At 34.0% G+C, this 18,518-nt stretch carries 16 protein-coding genes; 4 read left to right on the top strand and 12 right to left on the bottom strand.

Features of this window, described 5'->3' with window-relative positions:
* Positions 1-55 precede the first annotated feature (55 nt).
* The 5 genes from AVL50_RS24795 to AVL50_RS24775 form a co-directional block, all read right to left on the bottom strand.
* Positions 56-2,350: a serine/threonine-protein kinase gene (locus AVL50_RS24795; protein ID WP_062619504.1), complete on the bottom strand. Its 2,295-nt coding sequence runs from the start codon at positions 2,348-2,350 to the stop codon at positions 56-58.
* A complete protein-coding gene (locus AVL50_RS24790) occupies positions 2,351-2,905 on the bottom strand; it encodes an ECF-type sigma factor (RefSeq protein WP_062619502.1) in 555 nt (184 codons plus the stop codon). It lies immediately after the preceding gene.
* A 176-nt stretch (positions 2,906-3,081) separates the two neighbouring features.
* Positions 3,082-4,026 (bottom strand): DUF1989 domain-containing protein, encoded by a 945-nt coding sequence (locus tag AVL50_RS24785; RefSeq protein WP_062619501.1) that lies wholly within the window; start codon positions 4,024-4,026, stop codon positions 3,082-3,084.
* 296 nt (positions 4,027-4,322) lie between these two features.
* Complete coding sequence (gene gmk / locus AVL50_RS24780) at positions 4,323-4,892, bottom strand: guanylate kinase (RefSeq protein WP_062619499.1); 570 nt, start codon at positions 4,890-4,892, stop codon at positions 4,323-4,325.
* A 69-nt stretch (positions 4,893-4,961) separates the two neighbouring features.
* Positions 4,962-5,564, bottom strand: coding sequence for a sigma-70 family RNA polymerase sigma factor (locus tag AVL50_RS24775; protein ID WP_062619497.1), 603 nt, complete (start codon positions 5,562-5,564; stop codon positions 4,962-4,964).
* 174 nt (positions 5,565-5,738) lie between these two features.
* Between AVL50_RS24775 and AVL50_RS24770 the strand changes: the two genes are divergently transcribed.
* Together AVL50_RS24770 and AVL50_RS24765 are read left to right on the top strand one after the other, a co-directional pair.
* Positions 5,739-6,677, top strand: a complete 939-nt coding sequence (locus tag AVL50_RS24770; RefSeq protein WP_062619495.1) for a glycosyltransferase family 9 protein — start codon at positions 5,739-5,741, stop codon at positions 6,675-6,677.
* 217 nt (positions 6,678-6,894) lie between these two features.
* Positions 6,895-7,464 carry a porin family protein gene (locus tag AVL50_RS24765; protein ID WP_062619494.1) on the top strand — a complete coding sequence of 190 codons (570 nt, stop codon included), beginning with the start codon at positions 6,895-6,897 and terminating at the stop codon, positions 7,462-7,464.
* A 40-nt stretch (positions 7,465-7,504) separates the two neighbouring features.
* Here AVL50_RS24765 and AVL50_RS24760 read toward each other — a convergent pair whose 3' ends face one another.
* The 7 genes from AVL50_RS24760 to AVL50_RS24725 all read right to left on the bottom strand — a co-directional run bounded on the left by AVL50_RS24760 (position 7,505) and on the right by AVL50_RS24725 (position 13,877).
* A complete protein-coding gene (locus AVL50_RS24760) occupies positions 7,505-8,005 on the bottom strand; it encodes a hypothetical protein (protein WP_062619492.1) in 501 nt (166 codons plus the stop codon).
* A gap of 71 nt (positions 8,006-8,076) precedes the next feature.
* Positions 8,077-9,393 carry a PAS domain-containing sensor histidine kinase gene (locus AVL50_RS24755; protein WP_062619490.1) on the bottom strand — a complete coding sequence of 439 codons (1,317 nt, stop codon included), beginning with the start codon at positions 9,391-9,393 and terminating at the stop codon, positions 8,077-8,079.
* Entirely contained in the window at positions 9,390-10,742 is a 1,353-nt protein-coding gene (locus AVL50_RS24750; RefSeq protein WP_062619489.1) for a sigma-54 dependent transcriptional regulator, read from the bottom strand. The genes AVL50_RS24755 and AVL50_RS24750 overlap by 4 nt, the downstream gene beginning before the upstream one ends.
* 471 nt (positions 10,743-11,213) lie before the next feature.
* The gene (locus tag AVL50_RS24740) at positions 11,214-11,897 is read right to left on the bottom strand and encodes a hypothetical protein (protein ID WP_062619483.1); all 684 of its coding nucleotides are present in this window, start codon (positions 11,895-11,897) and stop codon (positions 11,214-11,216) included.
* Positions 11,884-12,252: a GntR family transcriptional regulator gene (locus tag AVL50_RS24735; RefSeq protein WP_062619481.1), complete on the bottom strand. Its 369-nt coding sequence runs from the start codon at positions 12,250-12,252 to the stop codon at positions 11,884-11,886. The genes AVL50_RS24740 and AVL50_RS24735 overlap by 14 nt, the downstream gene beginning before the upstream one ends.
* A 1-nt stretch (position 12,253) precedes the next feature.
* Positions 12,254-13,057 (bottom strand): hypothetical protein, encoded by an 804-nt coding sequence (locus tag AVL50_RS24730; RefSeq protein WP_157491526.1) that lies wholly within the window; start codon positions 13,055-13,057, stop codon positions 12,254-12,256.
* 1 nt (position 13,058) lies between these two features.
* Positions 13,059-13,877 (bottom strand): ATP-binding cassette domain-containing protein, encoded by an 819-nt coding sequence (locus AVL50_RS24725; RefSeq protein ID WP_062619477.1) that lies wholly within the window; start codon positions 13,875-13,877, stop codon positions 13,059-13,061.
* Between the two features lie 270 nt (positions 13,878-14,147).
* Here AVL50_RS24725 and AVL50_RS24720 point away from each other — a divergent pair, with 270 nt between their 5' ends.
* On the top strand, positions 14,148-16,502 hold the full coding sequence (locus AVL50_RS24720; RefSeq protein WP_062619475.1) for a TonB-dependent receptor domain-containing protein: 2,355 nt from the start codon (positions 14,148-14,150) through the stop codon (positions 16,500-16,502).
* A 516-nt stretch (positions 16,503-17,018) separates the two neighbouring features.
* Positions 17,019-18,347 carry a TolC family protein gene (locus AVL50_RS24715; protein WP_062619473.1) on the top strand — a complete coding sequence of 443 codons (1,329 nt, stop codon included), beginning with the start codon at positions 17,019-17,021 and terminating at the stop codon, positions 18,345-18,347.
* Positions 18,348-18,518: the final 171 nt, after the last annotated feature.

Below are 18,518 nucleotides of genomic sequence, written 5' to 3'. Positions count from 1 at the left end.
TACTACATATTTCTTTTATAGTTAGAGCCAATAAATACCTGTTTATTGGCTCTTTTTATGATGAATAAGAATACTCATCAAACTCCATCCACCATTCTTTTGCATTTTGTTCCGACCATGGATAAACACGATTAAGATTTTCTAAAGCAGAAATCAGCTGTCTGATATCATTCGGTCGTTCTTTTACATTAAAACTGATACAACTGAAAAGCAACTGTATCAGTTCTTCAGGAAGGGTAATGTCTTTAAAAATATCTTCTGTCAATAAACTATCAATAGAATCCTGACCCATCAGCATTTTCTGAGAAATCAATTCTACAATGTATTTTCCACTAAACATATATAAACCTACCGCTCCAATGGCATAGATATCCTGTCTTGCATCAGCGTTGAAAGGATCATGTAGCCGTTCAGGTGCCATAAACATTGGTGTTCCTCCAATTCGGTTGATTTTAGTCTGTTGACTAACGTCTGTATTCATCTCTTTGACCAAACCAAAATCCAGTAATTTTATAACATCATAAGCACCTCCTTGATTGCAAACCATGATATTTGCAGGTTTGATGTCCCTATGTAGTAATCCTTTTCGGTGAGCTTCTTCCAAACTTTTACATACCTTGAGTAAAATATAAATACCTCTATTGACAGTGACAGCATCCTTTTTGGTCAGTAAGTTTTCAACAGAAATACCATTCAAATATTCCATCACATAATAGAATTGTCCATCATCACTTGTTCCATAATCGTAAACTTTTACGGTGTTTGGATGATCCAACGAGGCCATTACCATTACTTCTTTTTTGAAACGATCTAAAGCGTCTGTTCCATTCAATTCTTTTTTCAATAGCTTAATGGCAACAGGCTTTTTCAATAAACGATGTTCTCCTTTATATACTTTTCCGAAACCGCCTTCACCAATCTTTTCAATCAATTGATACTGTCCTAGTTCCTGCAGTTCCGTGTATTTTTTTCTCAAGAGATCTAACTTAAAATTACTTCGAATGGCTATTACTCCAAGAATGACAGCAATCAACACCACCAGTAAAAAGGTAATATCGAAGAGATACATGGAGCGGTTGAATTCACTATAATTTTGTTCGTGAATTAAACCAATTTGGTATTCTGGAAACCAAATCCATGCACCAATGACTTCGTGGCCCAAGTAATTAATATAAGGTTGCGTCAGCGTTCCACTATATTGTGGAGAGTTGGAGGCTAAATCATCTTGGATGACTTCAAATAATGCCGTGCTTTCATTAAGGTTTGGGTCTTTTAAAGTAATATTTAGAATACTGGATTTGGTTGTATCAAAGTCGAGCATCTTAGAATGTTGCAAATCTTTCAGAAAACGGCTTGTGCTTAGCATTTGTCCTCTTTCATTGAAAGCATATACTTCTGAAGAACTTCCATGAATGGTACTCCTGAAAAGCTGACCAAATGTTTTCTTTGAAGTCAAACTCATATTAAAGACACCCTCTAATTTTCCATCAATAATAATTGGGGTAGAAAAATGACACTCTGAGGTATAATTCCTGACTTTTGAGGTATCGTGATAGATTTGTTTTTCTAATTCAATAGGAGGAGTAAAAACCGTATGACCTTCAATCACTTTTACATAATAGGGATAGGCACCTTCTGCAAGCAATTTTCCATTGAATAATGATAAATGAGACGTTCTATCCAACTCTGCTGTACTAACCAAAGTGATTGGGCTTGAATGATGCAAAATTCCAATTCCCAATATATTTTCATTTTTACTTAAACGGCTTAAATCTTTGGTGATTGAAAGGAGGGGAGAAGTTGCCTTTTTGAAGAATTCATTGCCATTTTGATCATAGAGAAGGTTGAGTTGTAAAGTGGCATTTTGAACAACGGGTAGAGAAGCGATATCATGTACTTTCATCTTTTGATTTTCAACCCACTGCTTCAGAATTGTTTTGTTTGCATTAAGGATAGCTATATGTTCATTCACTTCCATCGCTTTGAGCTCTTCTCTAATATATGTTCCATAGAAAAAAGCTGAAACAATAAAAAGCACCAGAAAACTGATGATCAAAATATTTTTCTTCTTTGGAGCATTTTTGATTTTCCCAACTAGATCAAGACTTTCCTGTATATCAGGATTAAAAAAAGGTGCAATCTCTTTTTTGGTCACCTCTTCTTTTTCTGTTTTCTGGTCTCCGAAGTTTTCCTGCTCTTTCAAAAAAGAAAGGTACAATTTCAATGTATATTCTCTAAGCTCGCTATCTTCTTGGGTTTGTTGCTCTATAAATGCTTTGCCTTGAGATTCTGAAAGATCAATCACTTGTCCAAATAATGCGGTTGCTCTTTCATGTAAATTATCACTCATTTATACCTCTTTGGTTAAAAACATTCTAATCCACTGTTTCGCTACTGTCCAATCTACCTCTACTGTTTTGATAGAAACGCCCAATTCATCTGCAATTTCCTGCATTTTCATTCCTCCAAAAAACTTCATCTCCACCACATCAGCTTGGCGTTCATGCTTCTGTTTCAAATGTTCAATGGCTTCATCCAATGCAAGCGTCATATCACTCTTCTCTGGATTAAAAATAATGGCATTTTCAAAATCAACTTTATTCCAATCTCCACCTCTTTTGATGGTATTTTTACTTCGAGCGTGGTCCACTAATATCCTTCTGATGGCTCTTGCACCTAAAGCATAAAAGTGTGTTTTTCCCTGCCATTCAATGTTATCCTGGTCAATTAAATTCAAATAGGCTTCATTGACCAATAAAGTAGGTTGAAGGGTGTTTTTATTGGATTCTCTTTGAAATAGTTTTTCAGAAATTAAGTGCAAGTTTTCATACACCAAAGGATAAATCTTATCACTTCTTTCGTCTAGGGTTCTGTTATTTAATAATTGAGTTAAATTTTCTTTCATAGTAATAGTAGTATATTGTTATTATAAGATGCTATTAAATGATGGAAGTAACAAGTTTGCACCTACAGAAAACTGATAAACAACAGGTTAAAGTCTCCATTTTTTCATTTTATTTTCCTGAATAGAATCAAAAAAGTGCTTATTGTTTTACAACAACAAGCACTGATAGAGAGGAATTAAAAGTTCATGGGTTTTGGGGATACATCTTTTGAAAAAATACGTTCATAAATTCGGTCTTCCCAGCCATGATTGATACTAAGATGATTGTCTGAATAAGGTTGGATGCCTGTATCTTCTACTTTAATATACACTGGATTTGGTTTTGCCTCTGGGTAAGGAATTGCCTGATCAGCATAAGGACAATTACTGACCACCACGTAACAGTCTTTCTCAGCATAAAATTCTACACCTGTTCCATCAGGTACTGAAGGTGATGGTGATAAATAACAACGGGTAATACCGTTTTCATCTTGCTTAAACTGATTCCCTTGAAAGATGTTGATATCATTTTTATCCGCAAAAAACTGAACCATTTTTCTTCTTTCCATAGGGTCTTCAATGGCTTGTATGGCTGGAATTCTATTAAAACCATGAATAAAATTCTCCTGACAACTGTTCACATTAGCTTCTTCTCCATGCGTCATTTCTATCCATTCCGGACAGCAATGCGCTGCAAAAAACATATGTGATGTATCCTTATTGTCTAACAATTCATAGGGAAATTCGTCTGCAACTACTGTAGCAATTTTCTCCATATATTGGCTTTGTGTCCAAACTCCTGAATATAATTTCAGGTTCAAACCTTCTATTGGACCATTATTCAAATGATCGCTCCATTGTTTTAAATCAGGGGTAATGAATTGAACATCCAGAATTTGTGTTCTGCCATTATGTAAACTTGGACGTTGTTCAAAACGAATCGTTTGACCTGCTTTTAATGGAAATGCATTTCCAGTATGCGGTTCAATTGTATCCTCATAAACTGTTGTTCTAGTATTATTCTCTTTAGTAGCAATGACCTTATTGTAAAAATCATAATTGACTTTACATTTATCTTGGTAAGATTTTACAGGGTCTACATCTGCATTGTAAGTGGCTTTGTTGTTCTTTGAATTACACATTTCTTTATCTATTAAATTATTGAAGATAGTTGAGCTTTTGAAGCTCTTTCACTTACATATGCGTGGCAATTCAGAAATCCCCTATGGAGAGATGAAAAAAATAATAGATATTTTAAATCTCTGCTCTATTTATTCAAATAAACCAATACCCTACACACGTAACAGGCTACGTGGCTACAAGACTTTATTCGAAAATTTATGACTTTAGAATTTAATCAACTCTTGATTCATATTTTGATATAAAAAAAGAGCATAATCTCACGACTATGCTCTCTTCGTATTTTTTTATCAGGTGGTTATTCTGATAATTTCTCTGTGACTAATTTCTCAGCATTCGCTAAACATACAGGAAGGTCTTTATTGATCAAACGAACATCAAACTGATCTCCGAATGGCATTTCTTCTGCTGCTTTAGCTACTCTTTCTTTGATTGCTTCCTCAGAATCTGTGGCTCTTGCTCTTAGTCGGTCTTCTAGGCAAGCTACATCTGGAGGGCATACAAATACAGAAAGTGCTTTCTCTTTAAAGTATTCTTTCAGGCTGATTCCGCCTTGAACATCTACATCCAAGACAACATGCTTTCCTTCTTCCCAAATTCTTTCTACTTCGCTTTTTAAAGTTCCGTAGAAAAGGTTTTGATATACCTCTTCATATTCTACAAATTCATCGTTCGCGATTTTCTCTTTAAATTTATCCAAAGAGATAAAATAGTAATCTTTCGCGTTTTGTTCTTCTCCTCTCGGAGCACGTGTGGTAGCAGAGATTGAAAAGGTCAATTCTGGAAATACACTTAGAAGATGTCTCACAACGGTGGTTTTACCTGATCCTGACGGTGCAGAAAAGATAAATACTTTGCCTGATTTCATGCTTTATATGTGCAAAATAAATTTTTGTTTAAGAATGCAAAGATAATGACTTAAACAATTTAATCGCACTTAGTTCGCTTTCTTTTGATAATATCCCATCTTTTTTGCATAATCTTCTAGCTTTTCCTTCAGTAGATTACGTGCACGATGCAGTCGACTACGCACAGTTCCTATTGGGATATCCAAAATCTTGGACATTTCTTCGTAAGTAAATCCTTCAATGTCACAAAGGATAATTACGATTCTGAAATCAACAGCTAACGCATTCAACGCACCGGTTACCTCGTCTCCAATTTTATATTTAGAGTTCTCTTGTTTCAATCCAGCCACTAAACTTGGGTCATCTCTTTCACCGCTGTACACTGTTTCTACCTCATTGTAATCGATCTTCGAAGGCTCCTTACTTTTCTTGCGATATTCGTTGATGAAACTATTTTTCAGAATTCTGAAAAGCCATGCTTTAGCATTGGTTCCTATTTCAAAACTATCAATAAATCGATAAGCTTTCATATGTGCATCTTGTACTAAGTCTTTAGCATCTTCATCATTACCGGTCAAACGGAATGCAAAACTATACATGGAATCGGTGTGGGGAGCAAATTCACGATCAAAAATTATTAATCGTTGTGCAGTTGTATTCGGGGATTTTTTCTTTTTAGCGTCGTTATTCATGATGTAATTAAGAGTAGAAAGAGCTACCTTTGAGGGTATTTCCTTTTAAAAATGTGATAATAAATTAAGGTTTAAACAGTGCTATAAGTAATCCTGTTTTTCTTAGCTAATCACAATATACCAAGGAATTAAAGAAAAGGAGCTATTTATCAACTTCAATGAGTGTATAATGTTATGAGAATCCAAGGAATAGATAATATTGTTATAATTGGGAGCCCTTCTATGAAGGAATTTGCTATTTCTTTATCAATTATCAACACCTTAAAATCACATAACTCCCAAATAAAGGTCACTTGGATAGGGTACGAAGAGCAAAAAGTACTAGCTGAATATGTCAATGGTTTGGATCAGTTTCTTGTAAAAGAAGAAGTTGAGGATGAAATATTAACACAAAATCAAGCGGTTATCTTCCTTTCTGAGGAAAAAGATTTTTCTAAAAAATGCCGAGATCTTAAGATTGAAATTAGAATTGGTGCAAAAAGCGGTTGGAGAAGCAATCGCCGATTTACAGATGCAGTTGCCATAGATGATCTGCTAACTTTGGAGGAATGCTACATTGCTTTACTTACTCCCTTAGGAATCACTGAAAAATCAAATAACGAACCTTCATTGACTGCCCCTGTTGGTACATTTAGAGGAATCATTAAAAAGGATCTTAAAAATATTGTATTTTACCCTTACCGATTGGATACACATAGAGTTTGGCCATCTGTACGTTATTTTGAACTAATAGACCAACTTCCAAAATATGAGAATAATTATATCATTGCTGGAAATGAAATGGAAGGAAAAGCGTTAGAAATGACCGCTCCAGAATTGTTTAGAGTACCAAGTGTAAAAAACTCTACCGACTTAGAAGATCTTGAAGAGACTTTAGCTTTAATCGCAAAAAGTGATGTTTTGGTCACTTATAATAATGACATCGCCCACCTTGCTCATGCAATGGGAGCGAAGGTCATTTGTATTTCTTCTTCCGCAGAATCCTTCTATATCAATAAGGAAATGTGTTCGATTATTACTCCAGATGCTTCTTGTATAAAATGTGTAGGGGAGAAGCCTTGTGAATGTTTGAGGAAATTAGGGATTGAAGAAGTGATGGAGGAGTTGAAGTAAATTTTCCTCAACAATTAAAATTACGTTTTAGTAAAGATGTTCTGCTTCTATTCTTAATTTTAGTTTAAAATATATTTCACTTTTTTCCCATCTTACTCTTTGAATCAAGTTTATATTTTTGATACTTTTAAAGTGTAATTACAATTATTCCAATGGATGAGCTAATTACATAAGCAAACTATAATTTTTTCATTTTGTAATAATCTATTTTTAGAACATGAAAGCTTTCAAGTTATTATTGTGTATCATCATTTTACATTGTGTTCAATCTAATTTACTTGCACAATCCAACAATTATTTTAATTGTGGATTTAAAGGAGGGTTTAACTATTCAAAGATCGGCGGTGATGCTGAAGGAGTCAATTCAAAAGCAGGTATATATATGGGTGTATTCATTAAGGTTAAAATGAGTAATATATTTTATATTCAAAATGAAGCAGTATACTCTATGCAAGGAACAAAATTGGGAGATAATATTTATGCCAAGTACGATTATATCAATTTTCCTGTTATTCTTAAGATATTCCCTTATACTAAAGGGTTTCACTTCCAAATAGGTCCACAATTAGGAACAATTATTTCTGCAAATATTTCTGGAAAAGGTAATGGCCTCGATGTTTTCGATCAAATTGAAAAAGTAGATTATGCTTTTGCATTTGGTATCGGCTACAACTTTATACATGGAACTTCAATAGATTTAAGATATAATTTTGGCCTAAAATCAACGACAGATACAGGGAAATTTCCTAACAATGTTCTACAAATAGGATTAGAAGTTTATCTGTAACTGATGAATAGGAAGAAATTAATTTTAGGCCTGCTTATTCTTATTGAATCGTATCCAAATCAATCGCTTTCATCAATTCTTTAATCGTCTCTTGAAGAATAAGGTTTTCTTTTCTTAATGAGGATATTTCTTTATGAACATCAGTCATATCAGAACTTGATAAATAAGATGACTCAAATTCATTTGATGCCTTCATGGTATCGTTAGCATTTTTTAATTCCATTTCCGCTACAGCATTTAGAGCTCCAAAATTCTTAATGGCACATTCCAGTTGAAATTGAAAGTCTGGATCCGAGGAATCAATACTTTTGAGCGTTTCTATTTCTCTAAGTTTTTTAGAAACTTGAGTATCAAATTCTAACTTTCTTTCTACAATTGCTAAAATATGATTCGGTAAAGGTTTAGACAGTTCTTCTTGGTCTTTCTTAAAAGCATCTTCAGCTTTTTCCAACCTTGTGATATAAGTTTCTATCTTATTAGAAATTCGTTTAATTTCTTCAATTGAATTATTTTTCTTTCCCAGAAAATCAAAAAGTCCCATGACAGTTTTTTATAGATATGTTTGCTTAATTTCAATTACTAAAGTTATAAAATATAGCTATCAATCGCTATTTAAATTTTTATTATAAATTCTGTTTTTTCTTCCACTGAAGTCACACTTAAACTCCCCTTATGCACTCTTGCAATCTGCTTACACAATGCTAGTCCAATTCCATTCCCAGTGTTTTTTGTCGTAAAGAAAGGTACAAAAATATGTTTCAATTCCTCTTCAGGAATCATAGGACCGTTGTTGGTAATGTGAATAACTAATTGTTCCTTCTTTTCAAATTCAATAGTCAACTTAGAGTTATTTACATCAGACATTGCCTCAATGGCATTTTTGATAATGTTATGCAAGCATTGGTGAATTAATGTGGGATCAAAAGCGTGTATGACTTCAACTTTATTCACATTAATCACATCTATGTTGATATCTTGATTGTGAATAACTTCTTCAAAGCTATTCAGTTCTTCTTGAATAAAGTTATCAACATTTATCTCTTTCATTTTGGGTGTTGGTAACTTTGAAATCGAACGGTAGATGTTGATAAAGTTCATCAATCCTTCTGCCTGACTATTGATCACTTTAATGCTCTTCACATTAGTGTTGATAATTTTCTGATTGAAGTTTTCTAAAGGTAAAGGAGCATTTTCCTCATCCGTCATCATCATCAACATACTGTCAGAAAGTGAAATAATCGGAGTCATCCCATTCATAATCTCATGGGTCAAAACACGGATTAGTTTACTGTAGGAGAGGTGTTCTTTCTCTTCTAACTCATTTGAAATGTCCTGTAAAGTCAATAGAAAAATTGTCTGATCTTCACGTGATAACTGTCTCGCTTTCAGTACTAAATTAGAATTTTCTAGCTCTAAGGCATTTTGATTAAATGCTTTTTGAATTAAATCAGATGTAATTGCCGTTTTTGAAGTGAGTTGTTTTAAATGTGTAAGAACGCTGAGATTTACTTTTTCTTTAAAAGAAGAATTGACATGAAATACGTGGCCGTTTTCATCATAAGTACAGATACCAACATCTTGATTTTCTATGATCCAATCCAAGTACTTTTCCTGTCGAATACTGTCTTTCTTAATTCTTGAAAAAGAGTGTTGAATCTTTTCAAGCCTATATTGATAGGTGCTGTCGAACTGTTGGTAATTCTTCGCATTCAAAAAACTTAAGTCCTCATTACCGATCGCTTCTACAATCAGAATACTTTGATTCAATGCATTTTTTAAGATAATAAGTTGATAAGTTATCAACCCAGTAACCATCAAAACAAAAGTTATCAACATATATGGCTGTTGTTGATAATGCACAATCAATCCTCCTAGAATTATCAACAGTAATAAAGTAATGATGATTTTTATATAGAAAATCTTTTTCATGACAACCCCAATTTTTTCAACTTATTATAAAGTGTCTGACGTGTCACACCTAATTCCTCAGCGGCTGCACTAATATTCTGAGGATGCTTCTTCAAGGCTTTTTTGATTAACACTTCTTCCGTCTGTGCTAAGTTCAATGTTTTCACATTTGTGTTTTCAGAGGCAGAAGTAACAATCAGGTCCGGTGTGATTTCATTTCCATCTACTAAAATCACTGCTCTTTCTATCGTATGTTGTAATTCACGAATATTACCCGGCCAATGATAGCTCATCAATTTCTCTTTTGCCGAAGCAGTAAATTCTAATGTTCCTTTATCGTATTTCTGGGCCAATAGATCTTTAAAATGATTGGCAAGTAAAATCACATCATCTCCTCTGTCTCTTAGGGCGGGAACTTCTATCTGAATGGTATTTAATCTGTACAGTAAATCCTGACGGAATTCTTCATCTTCCACCATTTTAAAAAGGTTTTTGTTGGTGGCTGAAATTAATCGGATATCAATCGGGATTACTTTATTACCACCTACTTTTGTGATTTGACGATTTTGCAAAGCCGCTAGTAATTTTGCTTGAAGGGAAAAAGATAAGTTTCCGATTTCATCCAAAAACAAAGACCCTTTATTGGCCAACTCAAACTTACCTATTCGATCTTGATGTGCATCGGTAAAAGCTCCTTTTACATGACCGAACAATTCACTTTCGAAAAGCGTTTCCGAAACGGCACCCATATCCACTTCTACCAATTGCTCTTGGTTTCTTTTAGAATAATGATGCAGTGCTTTGGCTACTAATTCTTTTCCGGTTCCGTTTTCACCAGTGATCAAAATGTTGGTGTCAGTCTTTCCTACTTTGGCGATCAAGGAAAGCATGTTTTTCACTACAGCCGATTCACCTATAATTTCTGGGAATGAATTCTCTTCTTTTCTTAAGGCTTTTGCTTTGGTTTTTAGTTGTTGAATTTCCCCTTTTGATTCACTCAACTGTAATGCCGACTGTACTGTTGCCAACAATTTTCGGTTGTCCCAAGGTTTTAAAATAAAATCTGATGCTCCAATTTTGAGTGTTTCCACTGCCAATTCAACATGACCATAAGCCGTCATCATCACCACCGAAATATTGGGATAAGTCTCTTTAATTTTTTTCAACCAACGTACTCCTTCTGCTCCGGTATTTAGCCCTGGAGAAAAATTCATATCCAGCAAAACCACATGAAAATCTTCTACTGCCAAAGTTCTCATGATCTGTAATGGATCTTCCAAGCTTTTAATCGTATCAAAATAAGGTTCCAACACTATCTCAAGTGTTGCATGAATGGAAGGGTTGTCGTCGATAATTAAAAGGTTTCCCATGTGGTGTTTGTTTTTGTTGTTTTTCTTAATACACTAAATTTCGCGATAGTTTTTGGGAGAATTGATGCAAGTGTCAAAAAATTTTACACCGTTTTTCTTTAATCCAACTTCTTTTCTGATTACTCTTTCTCATTTAACTCTGCCTGATCTTAAACAAACTGTTCAATTCGTTGACACTTTAGTGTATAATATTTTTACAGTTTTAAATCTTTTAAAAATACAATTCCCTTTAAATAAAACACTTAGAATAACTGGCCAATTTTTGGGAACCTAAATACCATCAACCAATCACAATTCAAAATATTGAATGCTATTGGTAATTCATTTTTAAGCTAAAGATTTACATTCATATACTAAAATGGAAGAGGGACAAGTAGATTACTTGTCTCTCTTTTTTTAACTATTTGCTCAAATAAAAAAGGTGAACTCAATTATTGAATTCACCTTCTATTCATCTATAATATTGTATTTTTAATCATTATAATAATAATGAATTTGTGAAGTAGCATCCTTTGAAAGGTTAGTTTCTCCAGGATTATTTTGAGTTACAGAAGCTTTATTTATCAATTTCCCTTCAATAAACTGCGTATCTCCCCAATTATTAAAATTAGATTTATCTAGATTTAACCTGATGGAATCACAAGCTAAATGAGAGTCAAAATTGGAGTTATTTGTTCCTGAAATTTCAAGATTAGATAATCCTTTTCCTTCTCTGTTACGCATATAACCTTCACTTCCGTCAAGCTCTAACTTCAAAGAAGATCCCTTGAATTCATTAAACCCAATATTAGATGACTTTGCTATTATATTAAGAGTCTCCAGTGGTAAACTCAACTGCAAACTTTCCATTCCTTCTGCCCTCTCTTTTGGTAATTCTGACAACACCAATGTATCTCCTTTTATTGTATAAGGAATTTCTATCTGTTCCACATCTTTTTCCAAATACACTTTAAACTCATAGCTATCAGCAGTAGCAATTGATACATAGTAATTGGTATTCTGAAGAGAGATATAAGAATAAGCTGGCACCTTCTGCGTAAAACTATTTTCATTTTTTTCTGGTTTTCCTCTTGCCACAGAAACAACAGCTCCAGTAATGATAAAAAGCGTTACGCTACTTAAAAGAGAGATTAAATATATATTACTTTTCTTCATGGTATAAGTCTTTTAGATAGTTTTGAAGTTCATCAAATGAGATTTCCAATTTGTTGGCCTGTTCCACTGTTTCGGGCAAAACTTCATTTAGAAATTCTTCTTTTCTGTCTTTGATAATTGTTTCTTTGGCACCTTGGCTTACAAAATATCCTTTACCTCTTTGAGTATAAATGATCCCTTCCTGTTGTAAAACCGCATAGGCTTTGATGGTTGTATTCGGATTCACACCCACAATACCTGCCAACTCACGCGTGGAAGGAATTTTTCCTTCTTCAGTGTATTCTCCTTCCATAATTTTATCTTTTACATCATCACCGATCTGAGTGAAAATGCTTTTTGTATTTTTAAATTCCATCTTACAACTCTTTTTCTGTCAACTTCAAATACGCACTATATATAAACACTGCATTAGCCACAATCATCGAAAATAGTACAAAATTGATTGCTGCATTTCCAGATGAAAAGAAAAACAATGGATACTCATTGGATAAATAGTCACTAACTCCCATTTTATTGAAAATCAGGTAAACTAAAAGACCATGATAAATAAAGAAGACTGCCACAAAAAGAGCTGATTTAATCAGTGGCCATTTACTAAAAACAGAAGTACCTGTAAATAATACATTCATCATGCTCCATGGCATAAGAAATACGATCACCATACCTACTTTTTTAACGTAAAGTTTATTCTCTGGACCACTTGACAATGTATCATTGATCACATCTGTAATAAATGTAAGTCCTGTATAACCAATATTCTTATCTAATAATTGATGTACTTCTCCTTCCAGCATATAAGCAAAAAGAATCAATGCTGGTACAATGAAAACCCCCACTAAAACTGTAGACAGGTATTCAAATAAAAACTTTTCGAATTGTGAAACTGGAAAAGTCAAAAACGTAATGAGTTTCTTTTGAGATCTAAAAGAAAGAAATGAACGGTTTACGACAGCGGTAGCAATTACGGCATAGGTAAAAAAGAACAAACCTAATAAATCATCATTAGTAATAGGAGTATTATTTGTTGCTCTTATGAGATACAAAACCACTATAAGGAAAGAAACAACGGCCCCTACACCATAATATAAAAGTTGTTTTTGATTGGTGAACTCCAACGCTAAATATTGTCTAAAACGCTGTGCATTAAATAGATTATTCATATTAGATAAATTTTTTGTAGTCATTGATTAAAGCATTGAAGAAAAGTTCAAGGTCTACTTGAGTATCTTCCTGATCTTGTTTTGGAGCAATCGTTTTGTAACCACCCAAAATCGGTTCAGCATACAGCGTTTCAGCCACTTTGAGCTGTTGAACTTTCAAGAAATCATACTTTTGAGTTAAATCGAAAATAGATTCATTGTAAATCACACCACCGTTATCCAATACAATCAAATGGTCGATAATCGTATCGATGTCTTTGACTTGATGCGTGGAAATCATGATCAGTTGATCGTCTTCAAAATTCCCTGCCATGATTTTTCTGAAAATCGCTTTCGATGGAATATCCAAACCATTGGTAGGTTCATCCATGAGGATCAACTCTGCTTTTGTTGCCAATGCAAAAGCAATAATGACTTTCTTCTTTTGACCATAAGACAATCCTTTCAAATTGAGGTCTGTTTTTAATTCAAACTTATCTAACAACTCTACCATCATTCTATGATCGAATCGAGGATAAAATGGAGAAGTACTTTGTACAAATGCATTGATAGTAACAGGTGGAAGTTCAAATTCTTCTGGTACTAAAAATAATTTCGATAGGTAAGAAGGTTGCCTTTGAAAAGGAGTCTCATCCAAGACATTAATCGTTCCTCCTTTCGGTTGTACTAAACCACTCATTAGTTTAAAAAAAGTACTTTTACCTGCACCATTTTTTCCTAATACACCAACAATTTTCCCAGGATCTAATTCCAAGTCCAGTTGATCAATGATAGTTGCTTTTTTTGAATAACTAAATTGAAGATTATTAATTGACACCATATTATTTATAGTTGTTTTTTAAGTGCACTACCTATATAGTGCACTGTAAAGGTGTGGTAATTTTTTAGAATCTCCAAATTTTTTTGAAAAGAAATTGAATAGGGATTTGAGTGATCTAGTGTCAATCTGTAAAAACCTTTTACAAAACACTGTAAAAAAAATTGACAGTTTGAAAAACTGGCACAAAAACAAAAGACTCAATATCAACAACTTAACTAAAATAGATCACTTTTTCTATTCTGTTTGGCATACTTAAAAACATAAAAACAGATGAAAAATTTAATTGTAAAACTTATTACCGTAATCGGTCTACTAGTGTCAACTGTTGCAAATGCAAACACTGCAACATCTTCTATCTCTGGCGAAGTATTAGATCAGCAAACTAATCAGGCTATCGCTTATGTAACTGTAGCATTACTCAACACTGAAAACAAAATTGTGGGTGGTGGTATTTCTGATGAGAATGGAAAATTCAAAATCAAAAACATCAACTTCGGAACGTATACTATCGAGGTTCAATCTATCGGATATGAGAAAATCCATCAATCGATCAACGTCAATAAAAGGTCAATGGACTTGCCTTCATTCTATATGCTGACAAGTGCTGAGGAATTAGAAGAAGTAGTGGTTCAAGGTCAAAGACTAAACATTGAAAGAGGCATCGATAAAAACGTTATCAATGTCACGGATGGTATGATTGCCGATGGTAATTCGGTGTCCGAAGTGTTGAATACTGTTCCTGAAATTAGTGTGGGTACAAATGGCGAAATTAGCTTAAGAGGTGAATCAAATGTAAGAATCCTTATCGATGGAAAGCCTTCACAAATGAGTGCTGAACAAGTATTACAAGCACTTCCTGCAAGTTCTATTGAAAAAATTGAAGTGATCACAAACCCTTCTGCTAAGTATGATCCTGATGGACTTTCGGGTATCATCAATGTGATTACAAAGAAAGAAAGAATGCAAGGGCTTAATGGTAATCTTAGTTTGAATGCTGGATCTAGAGAGAAGTATGATGGGTATTTAGGGTTAAACTACCGTCATAAAAAGTTTAACTTCTTTGCTCAGGGTACTTATTACGACAATAGAATGGAAGAAGAAACTACTCGTGATTTGGCTTACAAAAACCCTGAAACACCCTCTCTTTCACAAAGCGGAAACCTTATCAAAAATACATTCTTTGGTAACTATAAAGTTGGGTTTGATTACTTCTTAGATTCTACCAATACGATTACTTTCTATTATGAAGGTTCAAGCTATCAACATAAAGAAAACTTCAATTACAGTAATAGATATTTCCTTGGTGAAGAAGAAGTCAACAATATTTCTGAAAATGGTTTAAAAGATGCACTTTCCACTCAAAATGCATTTAGCTTAAATCACCGTAAAGACTTCAAAAAAGGTGCTTTGGAAACAGATCTTTTCTATGGTAATGCAGAGGTGGATATGAATGCTACTTTTAATATGGGAGATGAAATGGTTTCTGAAAACGTATCGAGATTATATGGTCATTTTGGAATTCTAAAATTGGATTACAATCATCAAATCGACGATAAATCTTCATTCGAAGTTGGGTATAAAGGAGAATTATTCGACTTGGATACGGAACAAAGAAATGCAAGCCAAGAGAGTGATATCAATTACAATTACCACTACTTAATGAATGTTCAGTCTATTTACGCTTCTTATCAAAGATCTTTAGGAAAGAAATTTACATTAAAAGCGGGTTTAAGAGGTGAAAGTGCAACAATTGATGGTACTTTACTTCAAGATCAAGAACGTGAGAAATTCAATATAGACTACACGAGTTTGTTCCCTTCAGTACACTTGGTTTACCAAATCAATGACAATAACCGTTTGGGATTGAGTTACAGTAGAAGAATTAACCGTCCGAATATTTTATCAATGATTCCAGTTGAAAACAGATACAACTCTACTTATGTAGAAGTCGGTAACCCTGATCTTCAACCTTCATATACGAACTCATTCAGCTTGGATCACAACTACAATAAAAATAAGTTCGGTTTGAATACAAGTGTGTATGTAAGACATAGTACAAACATCATGAGATCGGTATTGAATTATGATGAAGAAAGAGATTTGAATATCGCTAAAACAGTCAACTTAGGATCTTCGTTTACTGGTGGTGCTTCAGTTTCTGCCAACTACGCCATCACTGATTGGTGGTCTGTGGATATGAATGTCAATATGTATTACTTGGAAATCTCGGATGAAGATGAGAATCACACCATTCCTGAAGAAGCTAATCCAATCAACGTTTCTGCAAAATTAAACTCCAACTTAATGTTACCTCACGGTATCGCAATGTCCATCAATGCTCGTTATGCTGGACAGAGATACGATGCTCAACAAATTGTAGATCCAAATTATGGTTTGAATATGGCAGTGAGAAAATCAGTATTGAAAAACAAAGGAAGAATAACATTGAAAGTGGACAATATCATCAACAGTGGCTATTCTAGCACAAACTACAATAAAGACTTCGTTGAAAACTCTTTCTACTTACAAGAAACACCAATCTATAGAGCTTCTTTCTCTTATATGTTCGGTGGTCAGTTCAAGGGTAGAAAAAATAGAAAACTTCATTCATCTGGCGGAATGTAAAATCCTTCCTACAATTTTTAAGTATACTAATAGGTTCAAGTCTGAAAGGGCTTGGACCTGTTTTTTTTGTTATGGAAAAATGGTGGTTTGTGATGGTTCGTGAGCCACAAGGCATTGTGGCTCTACAAAGCCGTATCATTTCTTTGAGGAATTTCGACAATATCGCAAGTGTTAAGGCGAAAGCCGTCACTTGTGATTAAACTTTGGCGAAGTCTCCCGACTTCGATACACAAAACATCTCTTATTCATCTCGAAGTCAGGAGACTTCGCCAATAAACAGTTCCAAGTGACGCTAGCGCTTAACACTTGAAACATGGAGATGTAGGAACATTTTAGTAAAACGTCCAAACGAACCACAATAAATTAAATTAAGCTGTCAAATTATTTTACCTCACCCTGTATAAAAATTTTACACTCCAACTATCAAAAATAAACACAAAACACTAATTATCAATAACTTAACCACTTTAGTCTGTTTTTTCGATACTAATTGGCATACAACAAAAGACAATTAGCATGAAAAAATTGATCTACATATATCTCCTCCTAATTATCCCTTTATCTGTAAAGGCAAATGATTCATTGACGCTCAAAGAATGTATTCAATACGCTATTGAAAATAACTTGTCGATCTATCAAGAAGTCTTAAAAGTCAATCAAGCTTCATTAGGTGTAAAGCAAGCGAAATGGCAATATGCTCCTTCGATTGGTGGTAGTATTAATGGTACTTTCAATGCAGGTCGATCAATTGATCCTCGCACGAATGCTTATATCGATCATCAGTTTTTTAATAATACTTCTGACTTGAGTTTGAACTGGACATTGTTTCAAGGATTCAAAAAGAAGTATCAATTGAAGTTTGAAGAATACCAGCATCAGGCGTCTCAATACCAAATGCAGAATACAAAGGAGCAATTGGTGTTTGAAGTAGTTCAAGCTTTTTATGATGTAGAGTATAACCATGAATTATTAGAAATCACAAAAGCTCAAATTGAACTATCTGAGAAAATTGTGGACAGAGCGGTTTCTCAACAAGAATTGGGTTTAAAAGCTTCTGCTGATGTGGCTGAAATGAGAGCTCAATTGGAAAAAGAAAGATTATTGTCTTTACAAGCTCAGAATAAAATGATGGAGGCAAAAGCTAGATTGGTCAATATCATGAACTACAATGCTCCATTAAATACTTTGTCACTTCAATTCGAACAGCCTTCTATTTTCACTAAAGATTTTGGAACGGAGGAATCCATCTACACCACTTTCTTTAATCATTCAGCATTACTAAAAACACATTTTCTTACGCTTCAAAGTAGTCATCAAAACCTTAAAAGTGAGAAAGCAAGTTACCTTCCCGAACTTGGTTTATATGCTTCTATTAATACCGGATATTTTGAAACCAATATCGATGAAAGTGGTAAAGTGATTCCTTTTAGAAGTCAATGGCAAAACAACATGAATCAGACCGTAGGTGTACGTTTATACATTCCCATTTTTCATCAAAATACACAACGTTTAGCGGTACAAAGAGCGAAAATTCAAGTCGCTGAATCAGATGCTTTATTAAAACAACAACAGCAAGAATTGAGAAGAACTGTTGGGAATGATTACAGAGAATGGAAGGCATTTCAAAAGGAAATAGAGCAAGGAAAGAAAGTGATCGAAGCCAATGATATGGCGTATGAAATAGCACTTCAAAAATATGAAGAAGGCCTGATCGACATTGTCACTTTACTTACTGTAAAACAAAAATTGGGGCAGGCTGAAGTCGATCTTCTGCTTTCTGAATTAAACTATTTATTGAAAGAAAAGCTATTGATGTTTTATCAAGGCAATCAATTCTGGATTTAAAGACAGTTTTACTAGAAGTCAGAGACTTCTAAAGATCTTCAAAGCACAAGAGACGCTATCGCTTAACTCTTGCGCTAGGTAAGTCTGAAGACTTATAGATCCATACCAATATCACTTAAAAGTCTACAGACTTTTTACAAAAAATAGGTCCAAGTCTCGCTATCGCTTAAG

The organism is Flammeovirga sp. SJP92 (assembly GCF_001583495.1).
In the GTDB taxonomy this organism is placed as follows: domain Bacteria; phylum Bacteroidota; class Bacteroidia; order Cytophagales; family Flammeovirgaceae; genus Flammeovirga.
The sequence above is the reverse complement of the archived record's forward strand: the minus strand, read 5'-3'. Positions and strand labels throughout refer to the sequence as shown.

Excerpts from the sequence above, each read along its gene's own strand:
- AVL50_RS24765 (WP_062619494.1), top strand. The coding sequence starts at position 6,895 with ATGAAAGCTTTCAAGTTATTATTGTGTATCATCATTTTACATTGTGTT.
- AVL50_RS24715 (WP_062619473.1), top strand. The coding sequence starts at position 17,019 with ATGAAAAAATTGATCTACATATATCTCCTCCTAATTATCCCTTTATCT.
- AVL50_RS24785 (WP_062619501.1), bottom strand. The coding sequence starts at position 4,026 with ATGTGTAATTCAAAGAACAACAAAGCCACTTACAATGCAGATGTAGAC.
- AVL50_RS24775 (WP_062619497.1), bottom strand. The coding sequence starts at position 5,564 with ATGAATAACGACGCTAAAAAGAAAAAATCCCCGAATACAACTGCACAA.
- AVL50_RS24740 (WP_062619483.1), bottom strand. The coding sequence starts at position 11,897 with ATGAAGAAAAGTAATATATATTTAATCTCTCTTTTAAGTAGCGTAACG.
- AVL50_RS24725 (WP_062619477.1), bottom strand. The coding sequence starts at position 13,877 with ATGGTGTCAATTAATAATCTTCAATTTAGTTATTCAAAAAAAGCAACT.
- AVL50_RS24720 (WP_062619475.1), top strand. The coding sequence starts at position 14,148 with ATGAAAAATTTAATTGTAAAACTTATTACCGTAATCGGTCTACTAGTG.
- AVL50_RS24735 (WP_062619481.1), bottom strand. The coding sequence starts at position 12,252 with ATGGAATTTAAAAATACAAAAAGCATTTTCACTCAGATCGGTGATGAT.
- AVL50_RS24760 (WP_062619492.1), bottom strand. The coding sequence starts at position 8,005 with ATGGGACTTTTTGATTTTCTGGGAAAGAAAAATAATTCAATTGAAGAA.
- AVL50_RS24730 (WP_157491526.1), bottom strand. The coding sequence starts at position 13,057 with ATGAATAATCTATTTAATGCACAGCGTTTTAGACAATATTTAGCGTTG.
- AVL50_RS24750 (WP_062619489.1), bottom strand. The coding sequence starts at position 10,742 with ATGGGAAACCTTTTAATTATCGACGACAACCCTTCCATTCATGCAACA.
- AVL50_RS24755 (WP_062619490.1), bottom strand. The coding sequence starts at position 9,393 with ATGAAAAAGATTTTCTATATAAAAATCATCATTACTTTATTACTGTTG.
- AVL50_RS24770 (WP_062619495.1), top strand. The coding sequence starts at position 5,739 with ATGAGAATCCAAGGAATAGATAATATTGTTATAATTGGGAGCCCTTCT.
- AVL50_RS24795 (WP_062619504.1), bottom strand. The coding sequence starts at position 2,350 with ATGAGTGATAATTTACATGAAAGAGCAACCGCATTATTTGGACAAGTG.
- gmk (WP_062619499.1), bottom strand. The coding sequence starts at position 4,892 with ATGAAATCAGGCAAAGTATTTATCTTTTCTGCACCGTCAGGATCAGGT.
- AVL50_RS24790 (WP_062619502.1), bottom strand. The coding sequence starts at position 2,905 with ATGAAAGAAAATTTAACTCAATTATTAAATAACAGAACCCTAGACGAA.